This is a genomic window from Geodermatophilus sp. SYSU D00710 (assembly GCF_054050195.1).
In genome coordinates, this window is record NZ_JBJGYX010000004.1 from 66538 (window position 1) to 82586 (window position 16049).

17 protein-coding genes are annotated in these 16049 nt (G+C 74.2%); 12 read left to right on the top strand and 5 right to left on the bottom strand.

Annotation, left to right across the window (positions count from 1 at the left end):
• Window positions 1–89: 89 nt before the first annotated feature.
• From purB to ACI78U_RS02935, 8 genes are all read left to right on the top strand, one after another.
• Window positions 90–1397, top strand: coding sequence for an adenylosuccinate lyase (purB, locus tag ACI78U_RS02900; protein ID WP_456873786.1), 1308 nt, complete (start codon window positions 90–92; stop codon window positions 1395–1397).
• The gene (locus ACI78U_RS02905) at window positions 1394–2257 is read left to right on the top strand and encodes a phosphoribosylaminoimidazolesuccinocarboxamide synthase (protein ID WP_456873787.1); all 864 of its coding nucleotides are present in this window, start codon (window positions 1394–1396) and stop codon (window positions 2255–2257) included. The genes purB and ACI78U_RS02905 overlap by 4 nt, the downstream gene beginning before the upstream one ends.
• Window position 2258: 1 nt before the next feature.
• The gene (locus tag ACI78U_RS02910; RefSeq protein WP_456873788.1) at window positions 2259–3023 is read left to right on the top strand and encodes an alpha/beta fold hydrolase; all 765 of its coding nucleotides are present in this window, start codon (window positions 2259–2261) and stop codon (window positions 3021–3023) included.
• Window positions 3024–3153: 130 nt separating this feature from the next.
• Window positions 3154–4032 (top strand): DUF559 domain-containing protein, encoded by an 879-nt coding sequence (locus ACI78U_RS02915; protein WP_456873789.1) that lies wholly within the window; start codon window positions 3154–3156, stop codon window positions 4030–4032.
• Window positions 4033–4123: 91 nt separating this feature from the next.
• Window positions 4124–4363: a phosphoribosylformylglycinamidine synthase subunit PurS gene (gene purS / locus ACI78U_RS02920; protein ID WP_456873790.1), complete on the top strand. Its 240-nt coding sequence runs from the start codon at window positions 4124–4126 to the stop codon at window positions 4361–4363.
• An 11-nt stretch (window positions 4364–4374) separates the two neighbouring features.
• Window positions 4375–5046: a phosphoribosylformylglycinamidine synthase subunit PurQ gene (gene purQ, locus ACI78U_RS02925; protein WP_456873791.1), complete on the top strand. Its 672-nt coding sequence runs from the start codon at window positions 4375–4377 to the stop codon at window positions 5044–5046.
• Complete coding sequence (gene purL / locus ACI78U_RS02930; RefSeq protein WP_456873792.1) at window positions 5043–7388, top strand: phosphoribosylformylglycinamidine synthase subunit PurL; 2346 nt, start codon at window positions 5043–5045, stop codon at window positions 7386–7388. The genes purQ and purL overlap by 4 nt, the downstream gene beginning before the upstream one ends.
• Window positions 7388–7777, top strand: a complete 390-nt coding sequence (locus ACI78U_RS02935; RefSeq protein WP_456873793.1) for a sterol carrier family protein — start codon at window positions 7388–7390, stop codon at window positions 7775–7777. Before purL ends, ACI78U_RS02935 begins: the two co-directional genes overlap by 1 nt.
• Before the next feature lie 34 nt (window positions 7778–7811).
• Here ACI78U_RS02935 and ACI78U_RS02940 read toward each other — a convergent pair whose 3' ends face one another.
• Window positions 7812–7970: an MFS transporter small subunit gene (locus tag ACI78U_RS02940; protein WP_456873794.1), complete on the bottom strand. Its 159-nt coding sequence runs from the start codon at window positions 7968–7970 to the stop codon at window positions 7812–7814.
• Window positions 7967–9385, bottom strand: a complete 1419-nt coding sequence (locus ACI78U_RS02945; RefSeq protein WP_456873795.1) for an L-lactate MFS transporter — start codon at window positions 9383–9385, stop codon at window positions 7967–7969. The genes ACI78U_RS02940 and ACI78U_RS02945 overlap by 4 nt, the downstream gene beginning before the upstream one ends.
• 144 nt (window positions 9386–9529) lie before the next feature.
• Here ACI78U_RS02945 and ACI78U_RS02950 point away from each other — a divergent pair, with 144 nt between their 5' ends.
• On the top strand, window positions 9530–10615 hold the full coding sequence (locus ACI78U_RS02950; protein ID WP_456873796.1) for an S-(hydroxymethyl)mycothiol dehydrogenase: 1086 nt from the start codon (window positions 9530–9532) through the stop codon (window positions 10613–10615).
• Window positions 10615–11223: an MBL fold metallo-hydrolase gene (locus ACI78U_RS02955; protein ID WP_456873797.1), complete on the top strand. Its 609-nt coding sequence runs from the start codon at window positions 10615–10617 to the stop codon at window positions 11221–11223. The genes ACI78U_RS02950 and ACI78U_RS02955 overlap by 1 nt, the downstream gene beginning before the upstream one ends.
• Before the next feature lie 18 nt (window positions 11224–11241).
• Here the strand turns inward: ACI78U_RS02955 and ACI78U_RS02960 are convergent, their stop codons facing one another.
• A complete protein-coding gene (locus tag ACI78U_RS02960) occupies window positions 11242–11565 on the bottom strand; it encodes a hypothetical protein (RefSeq protein WP_456873798.1) in 324 nt (107 codons plus the stop codon).
• 180 nt (window positions 11566–11745) lie between these two features.
• Between ACI78U_RS02960 and purF the strand changes: the two genes are divergently transcribed.
• Together purF and purM are read left to right on the top strand one after the other, a co-directional pair.
• Window positions 11746–13278 (top strand): amidophosphoribosyltransferase, encoded by a 1533-nt coding sequence (gene purF / locus ACI78U_RS02965; RefSeq protein ID WP_456873799.1) that lies wholly within the window; start codon window positions 11746–11748, stop codon window positions 13276–13278.
• Window positions 13275–14327, top strand: coding sequence for a phosphoribosylformylglycinamidine cyclo-ligase (gene purM / locus ACI78U_RS02970; protein WP_456873800.1), 1053 nt, complete (start codon window positions 13275–13277; stop codon window positions 14325–14327). The genes purF and purM overlap by 4 nt, the downstream gene beginning before the upstream one ends.
• 81 nt (window positions 14328–14408) lie before the next feature.
• On the opposite strand, the gene ACI78U_RS02975 is transcribed toward purM, so the two are convergent.
• Complete coding sequence (locus ACI78U_RS02975) at window positions 14409–14627, bottom strand: DUF3073 domain-containing protein (RefSeq protein WP_456873801.1); 219 nt, start codon at window positions 14625–14627, stop codon at window positions 14409–14411.
• Window positions 14628–14822: 195 nt separating this feature from the next.
• On the bottom strand, window positions 14823–15887 hold the full coding sequence (locus ACI78U_RS02980) for a Glu/Leu/Phe/Val family dehydrogenase (protein ID WP_456873802.1): 1065 nt from the start codon (window positions 15885–15887) through the stop codon (window positions 14823–14825).
• Window positions 15888–16049 lie beyond the last annotated feature (162 nt).

Sequence of the window (16049 nt, forward strand, 5' to 3'; positions counted from 1 at the left end):
GGGAGTGGGCCGCCGTTCTCGATCACGCTAGCCCTGCGAGAGGATGGCCCCGTGCCTCGACGAGCTGACCGGGTGCGGGCGGTACCCGCGTGATCGACCGCTACACGCTCCCCGAGATGGGCCGGGTCTGGAGCGACGAGCACAAGTACGAGCTCTGGTGCCGGGTCGAGACGCTGGTGCTCGAGGCGCACGCGGCCGCGGGACGGGTGCCGGCCGACGTCGTCGAGCCGGTGCGCGCCGCGCCACCACCCACGCCGCAGCGCGTGGCGGAGATCGAGGAGACGACGCAGCACGACGTCATCGCCTTCCTCACCGCGTGGGCCGACAACACCGAGCCCCGGTCCGCCGCGGCGTACGTGCACCACGGCATGACGTCGTCGGACCTGCTCGACACCGCGCTGGCCGTGCAGCTCACGGAGGCCACCGACGTGCTGCTGACCAAGGCCGACCGGTTGGTGGCCGCGCTGCGCGACCACGGGCTGGCGCACCGCGACACCCTCCGCGTCGGGCGCACGCACGGCGTGCACGCCGAGCCGGTGGTGTGGGGGCACCGGGTGGCCGACCTGGCCTTCGCCATGGCCCGGTCCCGCGACCGGCTGCGCGCGGCCCGTGAGCGCGTGGGCGTCGTCGCCATCTCCGGCGCCGTCGGCACCTACTCGCTGATCGACCCCTCGGTGGAGGTGGTGGTCGCCGAGGCGCTGGACCTGCGGCCGGCCGACGCCTCCACCCAGGTGGTCCTCCGCGACTCGATCAGCGAGTGGGTGGCCGCGCTGGCGGTGATCGCGACGGTGTGCGAGGCGATCGCCCTGGAGGTCCGGCACGGGCAGCGCACCGAGGTGCGGGAGCTGTCGGAGGCGTTCGGCTCGGGCCAGAAGGGCTCCAGCGCGATGCCGCACAAGAAGAACCCCATCCGCTCCGAGCGGATCGCCGGGCTCGCGCGGGTGGTGCGCGCCGCCGTCGTGCCGGTGATGGAGGGCATCCCGCTGTGGCACGAGCGCGACATCTCGCACTCCTCCACCGAGCGGGTCTTCCTGCCCGACGCCGCCATCACCACCGACTACCTGCTGCACCTCACCACCGGCCTGGTGGAGAACCTGGTGGTCGACGTCGACCGGATGCGGGCCAACCTCGACCTCACCGGCGGGCTGATCTACACCTCCGCCGTCCTGCTGGAGCTGGTCGAGTCCGGGTCCTCACGGGAGGACGCGTACGCGCTCGTCCAGGGCGCGGCGATGGAGACGTGGAACACCGGGACCCCCTTCCGGTCGACGCTGCGGGACCGCGCGGCCGCCTCCGGTGTGGCGCTCGACGAGGCACGGCTGGACGACGTCTGCCGGCCCGAGGGCTACGTGCGCAACCTCGGCCCGCTGTTCGACCGGCTGGCCCGGCTGACGTGAGCCTCGGGCTGCCCCTCGTCGCGCGGGGCAAGGTGCGCGAGGTCTACGACGCCGGGGACGACCGGCTGCTGCTGGTCGCCTCCGACCGGATCTCGGCCTACGACCACGTGCTGCCCACGCCGATCCCCGACAAGGGGCGGGTGCTCACCGCGCTGTCGGTGTGGTGGTTCGAGCAGCTGACACCGGTGCTCTCCTCGTCCGGCGCCACCCACCACCTGCTGTCGGCGTCCGACGTGCCCGCCGCCGTGGCCGGCCGGGCGATGCTGGTGCGGCGGCTGGAGATGCTGCCGGTGGAGTGCGTCGCCCGCGGCTACCTGTCGGGCTCGGGGACGGCGGAGTACTCGCGCACGGGCTCGATCCGCGACGTGCCGCTGCCTGCGGGGCTGGTCGAGGGGTCGCGACTGCCCGAGCCGGTGTTCACGCCGTCGACGAAGGCCGCCGCCGGCGCGCACGACGAGGCGATCGACTTCGCGCGCGTCGAGTCGCTGGTGGGCGCGGCCCGGGCCGCGGAGCTGCGCGAGCTGACGCTGGCGCTGTACCGGCGCGGGGCCGAGATCGCCGCCGGCGCGGGCATCCTGCTGGCCGACACCAAGGTCGAGTTCGGGCTGTCCGCCGACGGGGGGCTGGTGCTCGGCGACGAGGTGCTCACGCCCGACTCGTCCCGCTTCTGGCCCGCGGCGTCGTGGTCCCCGGGCGCGGCGCAGCCCTCGTTCGACAAGCAGTACGTCCGCGACTGGCTGACCGCCTCGGGCTGGGACCGCGTCTCGCCGCCGCCCGAGCTGCCCGACGACGTCGTGGCCGCCACGCGCGAGCGGTACGTCGCCGCCTACGAGCAGCTGACGGGCACTACCTTCCGCTGACGTGCCGTCGACGCGTACCGGTCTGTCCGCCCGCACCGGCGGGTCCGGCGGGGACCTGCTGCTCCTGCTCCACGGGCTCGGTGCGACCGGCGCCGTCTGGAACCGGCTGCTGCCGCTGGTCGAGCGCTCCTGGCCGGGCTCCTGGGCGGTGCCCGACCTGCGCGGGCACGGGGCGTCCCTCGCCGAGCCGCCCTACGGGTACGCGGTGCACGCCGCGGACGTGGCGTCGCTCGCGGCCGAGTCCGGTGCCACGCGGGTGACGGTGCTCGGGCACTCGTTCGGCGGGGTGGTCGGCGCGGTGCTCGCCGGTGGCTGGTACGGCGTCGACGTGGCGCGGGTGGTGGCGGTCGGCGTCAAGATCGACTGGACCGACGACGAGGTCGCGCGGGCCCGTGCGCTGGCCGCCCGCCCGCCACAGGTGTTCCCCACCGCCGCCGAGGCCGCCGAACGGCACCTGCGGCTGGCCGGGCTGACCGGGCTCGTCGACCCCTCGTCCGAGGTGGCCGCCGCGGGCGTCCGGGAGACCGCCGGCGGCTTCACCCCGGCGCTGGACCCGCGGGCGTTCGGCGCCGTCGGCCCGTCGGTGGAGGAGGTCCTGTCCCGCGCGGAGGCGCCGCTGCGCCTGGCGGCCGGCTCGGCCGACCCGATGGTGGGGCTGCCCGCGATGCGGCGGGTCGACCCCGACGCGGTGCTGCTCGAGGGCGCCGGGCACAACGCCCACTGGGAGGACCCCGACGCGGTGTGGCGCCTCGTCGTCGACTCCTGACCCGCTTCTGTCTCCGCGAGATCGGCGGTCTCGTGGCCATCAGTCACTGATCGCCACGAGATCGCCGATCTCGCGGAGGGCCTGTGGACGACGGGAGCAGGACGCGTGCCGTTCGCGACAGAGTGCGCGGGTGCCGACCCGTCGTGTCCGATCCCGTCTCACCGGTCCCGCGACCCGGGCTCAGGCGCTCGACGCCGGCGTCCGCGACTGGCAGCTGCGACATGCCGACGTCGAGCGCCTCTCCCGTGACACGTACCTGCCGCGTGCGCTGTCCGGGGAGGTGCGCTCCCGCCTCGCCGCCGTCCTGCTGACCGCGCCGCCCGGCGCCGTGGCCAGCCATGCGACCGCCGCGGTCCTCTGGGACGTCGAGATCCCGCTGCAGGACCGCTCGGACCGGCGGGTCGACGTGACGGTCCCGATGGACTCCCGGTCCGGGAGCCGCCGTGACCGCCGGGTGCACCGCACGCCGCTCCCGGCCGAGGACGTCACCCGGTGTGGCTCGATGCCGGTCACCACGCCGGAGCGGACGTGGCGCGACCTCGCCGGGGTCCTGCAGCCGCCGGCCCTGCTCGCCGTGACCGACCAGTTCCTCGACCGTCGGGTGTCGCGGGCCGACCTCGAGCGCCAGCTGGACCGACGGCCGACCGGACGTGGGTCGGCCCGCGCCCGCGCCGTCCTGCCGGTCGCCGACCCGCGCGCGGAGTCCCCGATGGAGTCGGTGCTGCGGTGGCTGGTGCACGCCGCCGGTCTGCCCGACCCGGTCCTGCAGCACGTCGTCCGCGACGACGCCGGGCGACAGCTCGGCCGCGCGGACCTGGCGTGGCCCGACCGGCGGGTGATCGTCGAGTTCGACGGCGACGTCCACCGTGAGCGGGACGTCTTCGTCGGCGACCTGCGTCGGCAGAACCGTCTGGTCGCCGCTGGGTGGACGGTCCTGCGCTTCACCTCCGCCGACGTCCTCGGCCGGCCCGACGAGGTCATCGCGGAGATCCGCCGGGCCCTGCGCTGACGAGATCGGCGCTCTCGTGGCCATCGCCCGCTCATCGCCACGAGACCGCCGATCTCGGGGGCCACTGGGCGTCCCGGTACGCTCGGGAGCCGTGCCGCAGGTGGTCGTCGACGTCGTCCTCAAGCCGGAGATCTCCGACCCCCAGGGCCAGGCGGTGCTCGGCGCACTGGGCCGGCTGGGGCACACCCGGGTGACCGGCGTCCGCCAGGGCAAGCACTTCGTCCTCGACGTCGAGGGCACGCCCGACCGGGCCGAGCTCGAGCAGATCGCCGAGACGCTGCTGGCCAACCCGGTCATCGAGGACGTCGAGCTGCACCTGCCCACCGACTGACGAGGACCCCCGTGCGCATCGGTGTCATCACCTTCCCGGGCTCCCTGGACGACGTCGACGCCGCCCGCGCGGTGCGCCTCGCCGGAGCCGAGCCCGTCTCCCTCTGGCACGCCGACCACGACCTGAGGGACGTCGACGCCGTCGTCCTCCCCGGCGGGTTCTCCTACGGCGACTACCTGCGCGCCGGCGCGATCGCCGCCCGGTCGCCGCTGGTGCAGGACGTCGTGCAGGCCGCGAGGAGCGGCCTCCCGGTGCTCGGCATCTGCAACGGCTTCCAGGTGCTGTGCGAGGCGGGCCTGTTGCCGGGCGCGCTCACCCGCAACAGCCACCTGCACTTCCGCAACCGGGACCAGCGGCTGCGCATCGAGCGGGCCGACACCGCGTGGACCTCGGACTACGCGTCCGGCCAGGAGATCGTGGTGCCGGTCAAGAACGGTGAGGGCCGCTACGTCGCCGCCCCGGCCGACCTCGAGCGACTGGAGGGCGAGGGCCGGGTCGCGGTGCGCTACGTCGGCGGCAACCCCAACGGCAGCCTGCGCGACATCGCCGGTGTCACCAGCGACGACGGCCGGGTGGTCGGGCTGATGCCCCACCCCGAGCACGCCGTCGAGGAGCTCACCGGGCCGTCGACCGACGGGCTCGGCTTCTTCACCAGCGTCCTGAAGGCGGTCGTCGGCGCATGACCGAGTCGGCCACCGCGGGGCTCTCCGACCTCGACACCGGCCCCGGGCCGCTGTCGCACCGGCTCGACACCGTCGCGCTCGCGCAGAGCTCGCCCGACCTCGAGCAGCCCTACGCCGAGCTGGGGCTGAAGAGCGACGAGTACGCCCGCATCCGGGACATCCTCGGCCGCCGCCCCACCACCGCCGAGCTGGCCATGTACTCGGTCATGTGGAGCGAGCACTGCTCCTACAAGAGCTCGAAGGTGCACCTGCGCCGCTTCGGCGACCTGCCCCGCGGCGAGCACCTGCTCGTCGGCATCGGCGAGAACGCCGGCGTGGTCGACGTCGGCGACGGTTACGCGGTCACCTTCAAGGTCGAGAGCCACAACCACCCCAGCTACGTCGAGCCCTACCAGGGTGCGGCCACCGGCGTCGGCGGGATCGTCCGCGACATCCTCACCATGGGCGCGCGGCCGGTGGCGGTGATGGACTCGCTGCGGTTCGGTCCGGCCGACGCGCCCGACACCGCCCGCGTGCTGCCCGGCGTCGTCGCCGGCGTCGGCGGCTACGGCAACTGTCTCGGGCTGCCCAACATCGGCGGCGAGCTGCTCTTCGACGACTGCTACGCCGGCAACCCCCTGGTCAACGCCCTGTGCGTCGGCGTCATGCGGCACGAGGACGTGCGGCTGGCCAAGGCCGAGGGCGTCGGCAACAAGGTCGTCCTGTTCGGCGCCCGCACCGGCGGTGACGGCATCGGCGGCGTCAGCGTGCTGGCCAGCGAGACCTTCGACGAGGAGGGCCCCGCCAAGCGCCCGAGCGTGCAGGTCGGCGACCCGTTCACCGAGAAGCTGCTCATCGAGGCGTGCCTGGAGATCTTCGCGGCCGACCTGGTCACCGGGATCCAGGACCTCGGCGGCGCCGGACTGTCCTGCGCGACGTCGGAGCTGGCCAGCGCCGGCACCGGCGGCATGCACGTCGACCTCGACCGCGTCCCGCTGCGCGACAGCACCCTGACGCCGGCCGAGATCCTGATGAGCGAGTCGCAGGAGCGCATGTGCGCGATCGTCGAGCCGGCGAAGGTCGCCGACTTCCTCGCCGTCTGCGAGCGGTGGGACGTGCTCGCCACCGTCATCGGTGAGGTCACCGACGGCGATCGGCTCACCGTCGACTGGCACGGCGAGCGCATCGTCGACGTCCCGCCGCGCACCGTCGCCCACGAGGGCCCGGTCTACGAGCGGCCGATGCGGCGCCCCGCCGACCTCGACGACCTGCACGCCGACGACCCCGCCGCGCTGCCCCGGCCGGCCACGCCGGAGGAGCTGGCCGCGCACTGGCTGGCGCTCGTCGCCCGTCCCGACGGCGCGGACAAGACGTGGGTCACCGAGCAGTACGACCGCTACGTGCGCGGCAACACCGTGCTGGCCCAGCCCGACGACGCCGGCGTCGTCCGGATCGACGAGGACACCCACCGCGGCATCGCGCTGAGCCTCGACGGCAACGCCCGCTTCGCCCGCCTCGACCCCTACACCGGCGCGCAGCTCAACCTCGCCGAGGCATACCGCAACGTCGCCGTCACCGGCGCCCGCCCGCTGGCGGTCACCAACTGCCTGAACTTCGGCTCCCCGGAGGAGCCCGAGGTCATGTGGCAGTTCGCCGAGGCCGTGCGCGGCCTCGCCGACGCCTGCCGCGACCTGGGCCTGCCGGTCACCGGCGGCAACGTCAGCCTCTACAACCAGACCGGCGACGTCGCCATCGACCCGACGCCGGTCATCGGGGTGCTCGGCGTGCACGACGACGTCCGCCACCGCGTGCCCACCGGCTGGCGGGCCGACGGCGAGACCGTGCTGCTGCTGGGCCGGACCCGGCCGGAGTTCGGCGGGTCGGCCTGGGCGTCCGTGGCCCACGGCCACCTCGGCGGCCGCCCGCCCGCGGTCGACCTCGAGGCCGAGCGGACGCTGGGCGAGGTGCTCGGGGCGCTGGGCCGGGAGGGCCTGGTCGGCTCCGCGCACGACCTCGCCGACGGCGGCCTGGCGCAGGCGCTGGCCGAGTCGGCGCTGCGGTACGGCGTGGGCGCCCGACTGGCGCTCGGCGACGACCCGTTCACCGCCCTGTTCAGCGAGTCCGGCGCCCGGGCCGTCGTCACCACGACCGACCCCGAGGCGGTGCGCGCCACCGCCGAGTGGGCCGGGGTGACCGTGACCGAGCTCGGCACCACCGGCGGGGACGCGCTCACCGTCCACGGCGTCGCCGAGCTGCCGCTGGCCGAGCTGCGCGCCGCCTGGACGGCGACCCTGCCCGCGCTGTTCGGCACGCCCGAGGCCACCGTGGGCACCGTGCCGGCGGGCACCGTCCCCACGAGCTGATGCCCGGCCGGCAGCCGATCCCCGCCGACGAGTTGCGCGCCGCCGTCGACGCCGTTCGCCCGTGGCTGGCCGGCGAGGCCGACCAGCCGGCCCGGCCGGTGCTCGGCGCGGCGGTGAAGACCAGCGCGCGCTGGCTGGCCCAGCAGGTGCCGGGCCGGTCGGTCGAGCTGCGGGTGCCGCCGCACGTCGCCGTCCAGCTCGTGCCCGGACCCCGGCACACCCGCGGGACGCCGCCCAACGTCGTCGAGACCGACGCGGCGACCTGGCTGCGGCTGGCCACGGGGGAGACGACCTGGGCCGACGCCGTGGACAGCGGCGCGGTCAGCGCCAGCGGCAACCGCGCCGACCTCTCGGCGCACCTGCCGCTGCCGCCCCTGCGCCGGTCCTGATCCCGTGCACTTCCGCGGAAGTGCACGGAGGGCCTCAGCCGGTGAAGAGCGTGAGCGCGGTCTTCACCGTCTGGAACAGGCCGTAGGCGAGCGGGACCCCGACCAGCGTCCACGCGAACGCGATCAGCCCGACCGGGGTGTGCACCGGCCGCTGGTCGCCGGCGGACTGCTCGCTCGAGATCGACGTGCTCATCGGACGGTGCTCCGTTCACGGGTCGAGGCAGTGGCGGGGCTGTCGGCGTGCCGGGGCTCGTGCCACTTGCTGGCCACCGGGCGCACCAGCAGGTTGGCGACGAACCCGATGGCGAGCAGGCCGACCATGATGAACAGCGCCGGCCGGTAGTTGGCGGCGACCAGGCTGCCCGGCTCGCCCTGGGTGTCGAGGACGCTGTTGACGATGAGCGGCCCGGCGACGCCGGCGGCCGACCACGCGGTGAGCAGCCGGCCGTGGATGGCGCCCACCTGGTAGGTGCCGAACAGGTCGCGCAGGTACGCCGGGATGGTGGCGAAACCGCCGCCGTAGAACGAGATGATCACCGCGGCGAGCAGCACGAACACCCAGGTGGCGCTGCTGCCGATGGTGGCCAGCGCGACGTAGAGCACCAGGCCGACGCCGAGGTAGACCATGTAGATCGGCTTGCGGCCGATGTAGTCCGACGTCGAGGACCACACGAACCGGCCGGCCATGTTGAACAGCGACAGGACGCCGACGAAGCCGGCCGCGGCGGTCGCGGCGACCGTCGAGGTGTCGCCGGTGCGGAAGAAGTCCTGGATCATCGGGGCGGCCTGCTCGAGGATCCCGATGCCCGCGGTGACGTTGCAGAACAGCACCGTCCACAGCAGCCAGAACTGCGGCGTCTTGACCGCGTTCCTCGCCGACACGCTCTCGGTGGTGACCAGCGCCTTCTGCTTGATCGTCGACGGGTCGAAACCGTCCGGCTTCCAGCCCTCGGCGGGCACCCGCACCAGGAAGGCGCCGAACATCATGAAGACCAGGTAGACCGCAGCGAAGGTGAAGAACAGCGCCGCCACCGCGCCCCCGTTGGGCACCGAGCCCTGCGTGCTGGGGTCGTAGGAGGGGTCGTACCAGCTCATCAGCTGCCGGGACAGCGGCGAGGCGACGAGCGCGCCACCGCCGAAGCCCATGATCGCCATGCCGGTGGCCAGGCCCGGGCGGTCGGGGAACCACTTGATCAGCGTGGAGACCGGCGAGATGTAGCCGATGCCCAGGCCGATGCCGCCGATGACGCCGTAGCCCAGGTAGAGCAGCCACAGTTGGCGGGTCTCGATGCCCAGCCCGCCCACGAGGAAGCCGGTGACCCAGAGGCAGGCCGCGGTGAACATCGCCGCCCGCGGGCCGTTGCGGTCCACCCACGTCCCGAACAGCGCGGCCGACAGGCCCAGCATCACGATGGCGATCGAGAAGACGATCCCGATCGCGGTCTGCGTGGTCTGGAAGTCCTCGACCAGGGCGGTCTTGTAGACGCTGGTGGCGTACGCCTGGCCGATGCACAGGTGCACCGCCAGCGCCGCCGGCGGGATGAGCCAGCGGTTGAAGCCGGGTCGGGCGACGATGCGCTCTCGCCGCAGGAAGCCGGGTAGCGCCACGGTGACCTCCGCTCGGTCGGCACGGCCGGCCCCGCACGGGTCCTGACCAGTCGAGAACGCTACGTCGGTGTCCCGGAACCCGCGCGTCGAGCAGGTCCTGACCAGCGGGAGCGGGGCCGACGGCGGCGCCCGTAGGGTCAGCGCATGGCCTACGAGGTGAGGGGCGTGGTCGCCCGCAGCAAGGGTGCTCCGGTGAGCGTCGAGACGGTCGTCGTGCCCGATCCCGGCCCCGGGGAGGCGGTGGTCGACGTGCAGGCCTGCGGGGTGTGCCACACCGACCTGCACTACCGCGAGGGCGGCATCAACGACGAGTACCCGTTCCTGCTCGGCCACGAGGCCGCCGGGACCGTGGCGGCCGTCGGCGAGGGCGTCACCAACGTCGCGGTCGGCGACTTCGTGGTCCTGAACTGGCGCGCGGTGTGCGGGCAGTGCCGCGCCTGCCTCAAGGGCCAGTTGCACTACTGCTTCGACACGCACAACGCGGCGCAGAAGATGACCCTGACCGACGGCACCGCGCTGTCGCCGGCGCTGGGCATCGGCGCGTTCGTGGAGAAGACGCTGGTCCACTCCGGGCAGTGCACGAAGGTCGACCCCGGGACCCCCGCCACCGCCGCGGGGCTGCTCGGCTGCGGCGTGATGGCCGGCGTCGGCGCCGCGATCAACACCGGCGGCGTGCAGCGCGGCGAGTCCGTCGCCGTCTTCGGCTGCGGCGGCGTCGGCGACGCCGCCATCGCCGGGGCGAGGCTGGCCGGGGCGACGACGATCGTCGCCGTCGACGTCGACGACCGGAAGCTGGAGTGGGCGAAGCAGTTCGGCGCCACCCACACCGTCAACTCGCGGTCCACCGACGCCGTCGAGGCGATCAAGGGGTACACCGGCGGGTTCGGCGTCGACGTCGCCATCGACGCCGTCGGCCGTCCGGAGGTGTTCGAGCAGGCCTTCTACGCCCGCGATCTCGCCGGCCGCGTCGTCCTCGTCGGGGTCCCGACGCCGGACATGCAGCTGACCCTGCCGATGATCGAGCTGTTCGGCCGCGGCGGGGCGCTGAAGTCCTCCTGGTACGGCGACTGCCTGCCCAGCCGCGACTTCCCGATGCTGGCCGACCTGCACCGGCAGGGCCGCTTCCCGTTGGCCGACTTCGTCACCGAGACCATCGGCCTCGACGACGTCGAGGCCGCCTTCGAGAAGATGCACAAGGGCGAGGTGCTGCGCAGCGTGGTGGTGCTCTGATGACCGCCCGCATCGAGAAGGCCGTGGTCAGCGGGGTGTTCAGCCTCGACGGGCAGGACTTCGACGTCGACAACAACGTCTGGCTGGTCGGCGACGACGACGAGGTCCTCGTGATCGACGCGCCGCACCGGGTCGAGCCGATCGTCGAGGCGGTCGGCGGGCGGCGGGTGACCGCGATCGTGCTCACGCACGGGCACAACGACCACGTCACGGCGGCGGTCGACCTGCGGGCGGCCACCGGCGCGCCGATCTGGTTCCACCCCGCCGACCGGATGCTGTGGGAGATGGTGCACCCCGACGCCACCCCCGACGAGGACCTCGCCGAGGGCACCCGGTTCCGGGTGGCCGGCACGTCGCTGACCGCGCTGCACACCCCCGGTCACTCGCCGGGCAGCACCTGCCTGCACGCACCCGACCTGGCCGCCGTCTTCACCGGCGACACGCTCTTCTCCGGCGGGCCGGGCGCGACGGGGCGCAGCTTCAGCGACCACCCGACCATCGTGCGGTCGATCCGCAGCAAGCTGCTGACCCTGCACGGCGACACCGTGGTGCACACCGGCCACGGCGAGGACACCCGCATCTCCGCCGAGCTCGGCACCGTCCGGTAGGACGGCGCCGGACGGCGGTCACGCGGGGTCGGCGTCCCGCGTCGCGCTCTCCCCGCCGGGCCGGTCGTCCGGGGCCGACGACCGCTCCAGCCGCTGGCGGATCGCCGCCACGTTCAGCGCGAGGTCCTCGAGCGCCTCGACGGCGCGGGTGGCCAGCGCGAACGAGAGGTTCTCGCGCCGCTCCTCGGCGGTGGGCTCACGGCGGCGCTCCCACGAGGACGGGCCCCGCTCGGTGGCCCGCGCCCAGGGGTCGTCGTCGCCGCGGGACTGCTCGAACAGCCCGCGCAGCATCCGCTGGGCCATCTCGAGGAACTCAGCCGGGTCGGGCCGGTCGCTGCTCATGTCTGATCCTCTCTGGTGCGTGCCGAGGGTCAACGCGCCGAACCGGGCTCGGGTTCCACCGGCGGTGACCGGCGGGCCGACCTGGGCGGACCCCGCGGGGGTGGTCACGGTCACGGCGCGATCGGCTGGTGCCCCCGGGGTCGCGCGTAGGCTCATGGGGTGCCTCGCGGTGACGGACGCTTGACGCAGGCCCTCGACCCCCACGCCCCCGGACCCCAGGACGCCTGCGGTGTCTTCGGCGTCTGGGCGCCGGGGGAGGAGGTCGCCAAGCTGACCTACTTCGGTCTCTACGCGCTCCAGCACCGCGGTCAGGAGGCGGCGGGCATCGCGGTCTCCGACGGCGCGTCGGTCGTCGTCTACAAGGACCTCGGGCTGGTCAGCCAGGTGTTCGACGAGTCGACGCTGGGCAGCCTGCGCGGCCACCTCGCCGTCGGCCACACCCGGTACTCCACCACCGGCTCCTCCACCTGGGAGAACGCCCAGCCGACGTTCCGCACCACCGACGCCGGCACCGGCCTGGCGCTGTGCCACAACGGCAACCTGGTCAACACCGCCGAGCTGGCGAGCAGGGCGGCCGACGCCGGCGTCCCCGGCGCCTTCACCGCCAGCACCGACTCCGACCTGGTCACCTCGCTCATCGCCGCCCGGCCCGACATGAGCGTCGAGGCGGCGGCCATGGAGGTGCTCCCGCAGCTGCGCGGCGCCTTCAGCCTCACCTTCATGGACGAGGACACCCTCTACGCCGCCCGCGACCCGCAGGGCGTCCGCCCGCTGGTGCTCGGCCGGCTCGAGCGCGGCTGGGTGGTCGCCAGCGAGACCGCGGCCCTCGACATCGTGGGCGCCTCCGTCGTCCGCGAGGTCGAGCCCGGCGAGCTGCTCGCCATCGACGAGAACGGGCTGCGCAGCCAGCACTTCGCCGTCGCCGAGCCCAAGGGCTGCGTGTTCGAGTACGTCTACCTCGCCCGCCCCGACACCACGATCGGCGGCCGCAGCGTGCACGCCGCCCGGGTCGAGATCGGCCGCCGGCTGGCGAAGGAGCACCCGGCCGACGCCGACCTGGTGATCCCGGTCCCGGAGTCCGGCACCCCGGCCGCCGTCGGGTACGCCGAGGCCAGCGGCATCCCCTACGGGCTGGGCCTGGTCAAGAACTCCTACGTCGGGCGCACGTTCATCCAGCCCAGCCAGACCATCCGGCAGCTGGGCATCCGCCTGAAGCTCAACCCGCTGCGCGACGTCATCCGCGGCAAGCGGCTGGTCGTCGTCGACGACTCGATCGTCCGCGGGAACACCCAGCGCGCGCTGATCCGCATGCTCCGCGAGGCCGGCGCGGTCGAGGTGCACGTCCGGATCTCCAGCCCGCCGGTGAAGTGGCCCTGTTTCTACGGCATCGACTTCGCCAGCCGCGCCGAGCTGGTCGCCAACGGCCTCGACGTCGACGGCGTGCGCGCCTCGATCAACGCCGACTCCCTCGGCTACGTCTCCGAGCAGGGGCTGATCACCGCGACCGAGCAGCCGGCCACCCGGCTGTGCACCGCCTGCTTCACCGGCGAGTACCCGATCCCGCTGGCCGAGACCGGCGGGCTGGGCAAGCACGTGCTCGAGGGGATCGAGCGCCGGGTCGACGACCAGCGCGCGGTCAGCGGGTGGACCGGCCGGCAGGCCGGCAGCCCCACGGTGGCCGGCGGCGCCGACGAGGCCCTGCGCCGTCCGTGAGCGGGGGCGAGTTCACCTACGCCGCGTCCGGCGTCGACATCGACGCGGGTGAGCGCGCCGTCACCCTCATGCGGACGGCGGTCGAGCGGACCCGGCGTCCCGAGGTCGTGGGCGGCCTCGGTGGCTTCGCCGGGCTGTTCGCGCTCGACACCGCCCGCTACCGGCGGCCGCTGCTGGCCTCCTCCACCGACGGCGTCGGCACGAAGATCGCGCTGGCGCGGCAGCTGGACCGGCACGGCACCGTGGGCATCGACCTGGTCGCGATGGTCGTCGACGACCTGGTGGCCTGCGGCGCCGAGCCGTTGTTCCTGCAGGACTACGTGGCCTGCGGGAAGGTCGTCCCCGAGCGCATCGCCGCGATCGTCACCGGCATCGCGGCCGGCTGCGAGCAGGCCGGCGCCTCGCTGGTGGGCGGGGAGACCGCCGAGCACGGCGACCTCATGGGCCCCGACGAGTACGACCTGGCCGCCACCGCGGTCGGCGTCGTCGAGGCCGACGCGGTGCTGGGTCCCGAGCGGGTCGGCGACGGCGACGCCGTGGTGGCGATGGCCGCCAGCGGCTTCCACTCCAACGGCTACTCGCTGGTCCGCCGCGTGGTCGCCGCCGCCGGTCTCGACCTCGGCGCCACCCCGGCCGGCCTGGACCGCCCGCTGGGCGACGTGCTGCTCGAGCCCACCCGCATCTACGCGCTCGACTGCCTGGCGCTCGTGGCCGAGCTCGGTGTCGACGGCGTGCACGCCCTCGCGCACGTCACCGGCGGAGGCCTGGCCGGCAACACCGCGCGGGTCGTACCTGACGGGCTGGAGGCCGTGCTCGACCGCGGCACCTGGGCGCTGCCCGCGGCCGTGTCGCTGCTCGAGGAGCACGGCGTGCCGCGGACGGAGTCCGAGCGCGCGTTCAACTGCGGTGTCGGCATGGTCGCCGTCGTCGCGGCCGGGGCCGCCGACCGCGCCGTCGCCCTGCTCACCGAGTGCGGCGTGCCGGCGTGGGTGGCCGGGACCGTGCGCACCGGAGGCACCGGCGCACGCCTGGTGGGCCGCTACCGGTGAGGACGGCACGCACCGCCGTTCCTCGCAGGACGACGGTGCGTGGCGCTCAGCGTGCTCGGGAGCCCGGCGGTCAGCCGACCGTCAGCGACTGGCCGCCCAGTCGTCGTCGGCGTCGTCGTCCGCCCAGCGGTCGGTGTACTCGTCGTCGTCCTCGTCGTCGTCCTTGGCCGCCGGAGCGGTGTACGTCGACGGAGAACCGGCCAGCTCGCGCTGCAGCGCGGAGAGGTCGGTGTTCGGTGAGCTGTACTTGAGCTCACGGGCCACGCGTGTCTGCTTGGCCTTCGCTCGGCCGCGCCCCATCGGCTCGACCCCCTCATAACGGAGAACGGGAGCCCAGCTCACGGGCTGGACGGCCCGCGTGGCGACCCCGACTGAGTGACTGTGTCTTGACCAAGACTACGACACGAGACGGGCGCGGGCACGGGTCCTCCCCCCGCCGTCCCCCGACCGGGGCGTGGTGGTGGACACGCCCCGGTCGCAGCGGGTCCGCCGCGGTCAGCGGGGGAGGCGGATGGTGGCCAGCCGGCCCACCGCGCGGATGCGCTCCTCGGCCAGCCGGTCGGCGGCCACGGCCGGGGAGATGCCGTCGGCCTCGGCGGTCTCGAAGACCCGCAGGGCGACGTCGAAGATGCCGGCCGCCTTGGCCTCGGCGCGGGCGAAGGAGAAGCCGTGCCGCTCGTCCTCTACCTGGATGACGCCGCCGGCGTTCACCAGGTAGTCGGGGGCGTAGAGGATCCCGCGCTTGGTCAGCTGGTCGGGGATGCCCTCGTGCGCCAGCTGGTTGTTGGCGCCGCCGCAGACGATCTCCGCGGCCAGCACGGCCACCGTCTCGTCGTCGAGGGCGCCGCCGAGCGCGCACGGCGCGTACACGTCGGCCGGCGTGCTCACCAGCGTGGCCGTGTCGGAGACGGCGTCGACCCCGGGGTGCCGGGCCAGCACCCGCTCGACGGCGGCGGTGTCGACGTCGGTGACCACGACGTCGGCGCCGTCGGTGACCAGCCGGTCGACCAGCCAGCTGCCCACCTTGCCGACGCCGGCGACGGCGACCGTGCGCCCGGCCAGCGACGCGGTGCCCCAGCGGTGCTGCGCGGCCGCGCGCATGCCCTGGAAGACGCCGAAGGCGGTGAGCACCGAGGAGTCGCCGCAGCCCCCGTAGACCTCGGAGCGGCCGTGGGCGAATCGCGTCTCGCGGGCCACCAGGTCGAGGTCGGCGTTGGTGGTGCCGACGTCGCAGGCGGTCAGGTACCGGCCGCCCAGGGACTCGACGAACCGGCCGTAGGCGCGCAGCAGCGGCTCGGTCTTGTCGGTGCGGGGGTCTCCGATGACCACGGCCTTGCCCCCGCCGAGGTCGAGCCCGGCGAGGCTGTTCTTGTACGACATGGCCCGGGCCAGCCGCAGCGCGTCGGCGACCGCCTCGTCCTCGCTGGCGTAGGGGTGGAACCGGGTGCCGCCCAGGGCCGGGCCCAGCGCGGTGGAGTGGATCGCGATCACCGCCCGCAGGCCCGAGGCCGGATCGGAGCAGAAGACCACCTGTTCGGTGCCGGAGGCGAGGACGTCCACGTCCGCCGAGCCTAGAGTGCGGCTCCGGCCGGACGTGACGCCGGACTCAGTTCCTCGAGGTTCCCCTTCCCGTTGTCGACAAGTCGTGTGACGGAAAGGCGGTGACCCCCCGGCGCGGTCACGGTGTGACTCCCGTGCCGCGTGTTGCCTCCGTGACACGCT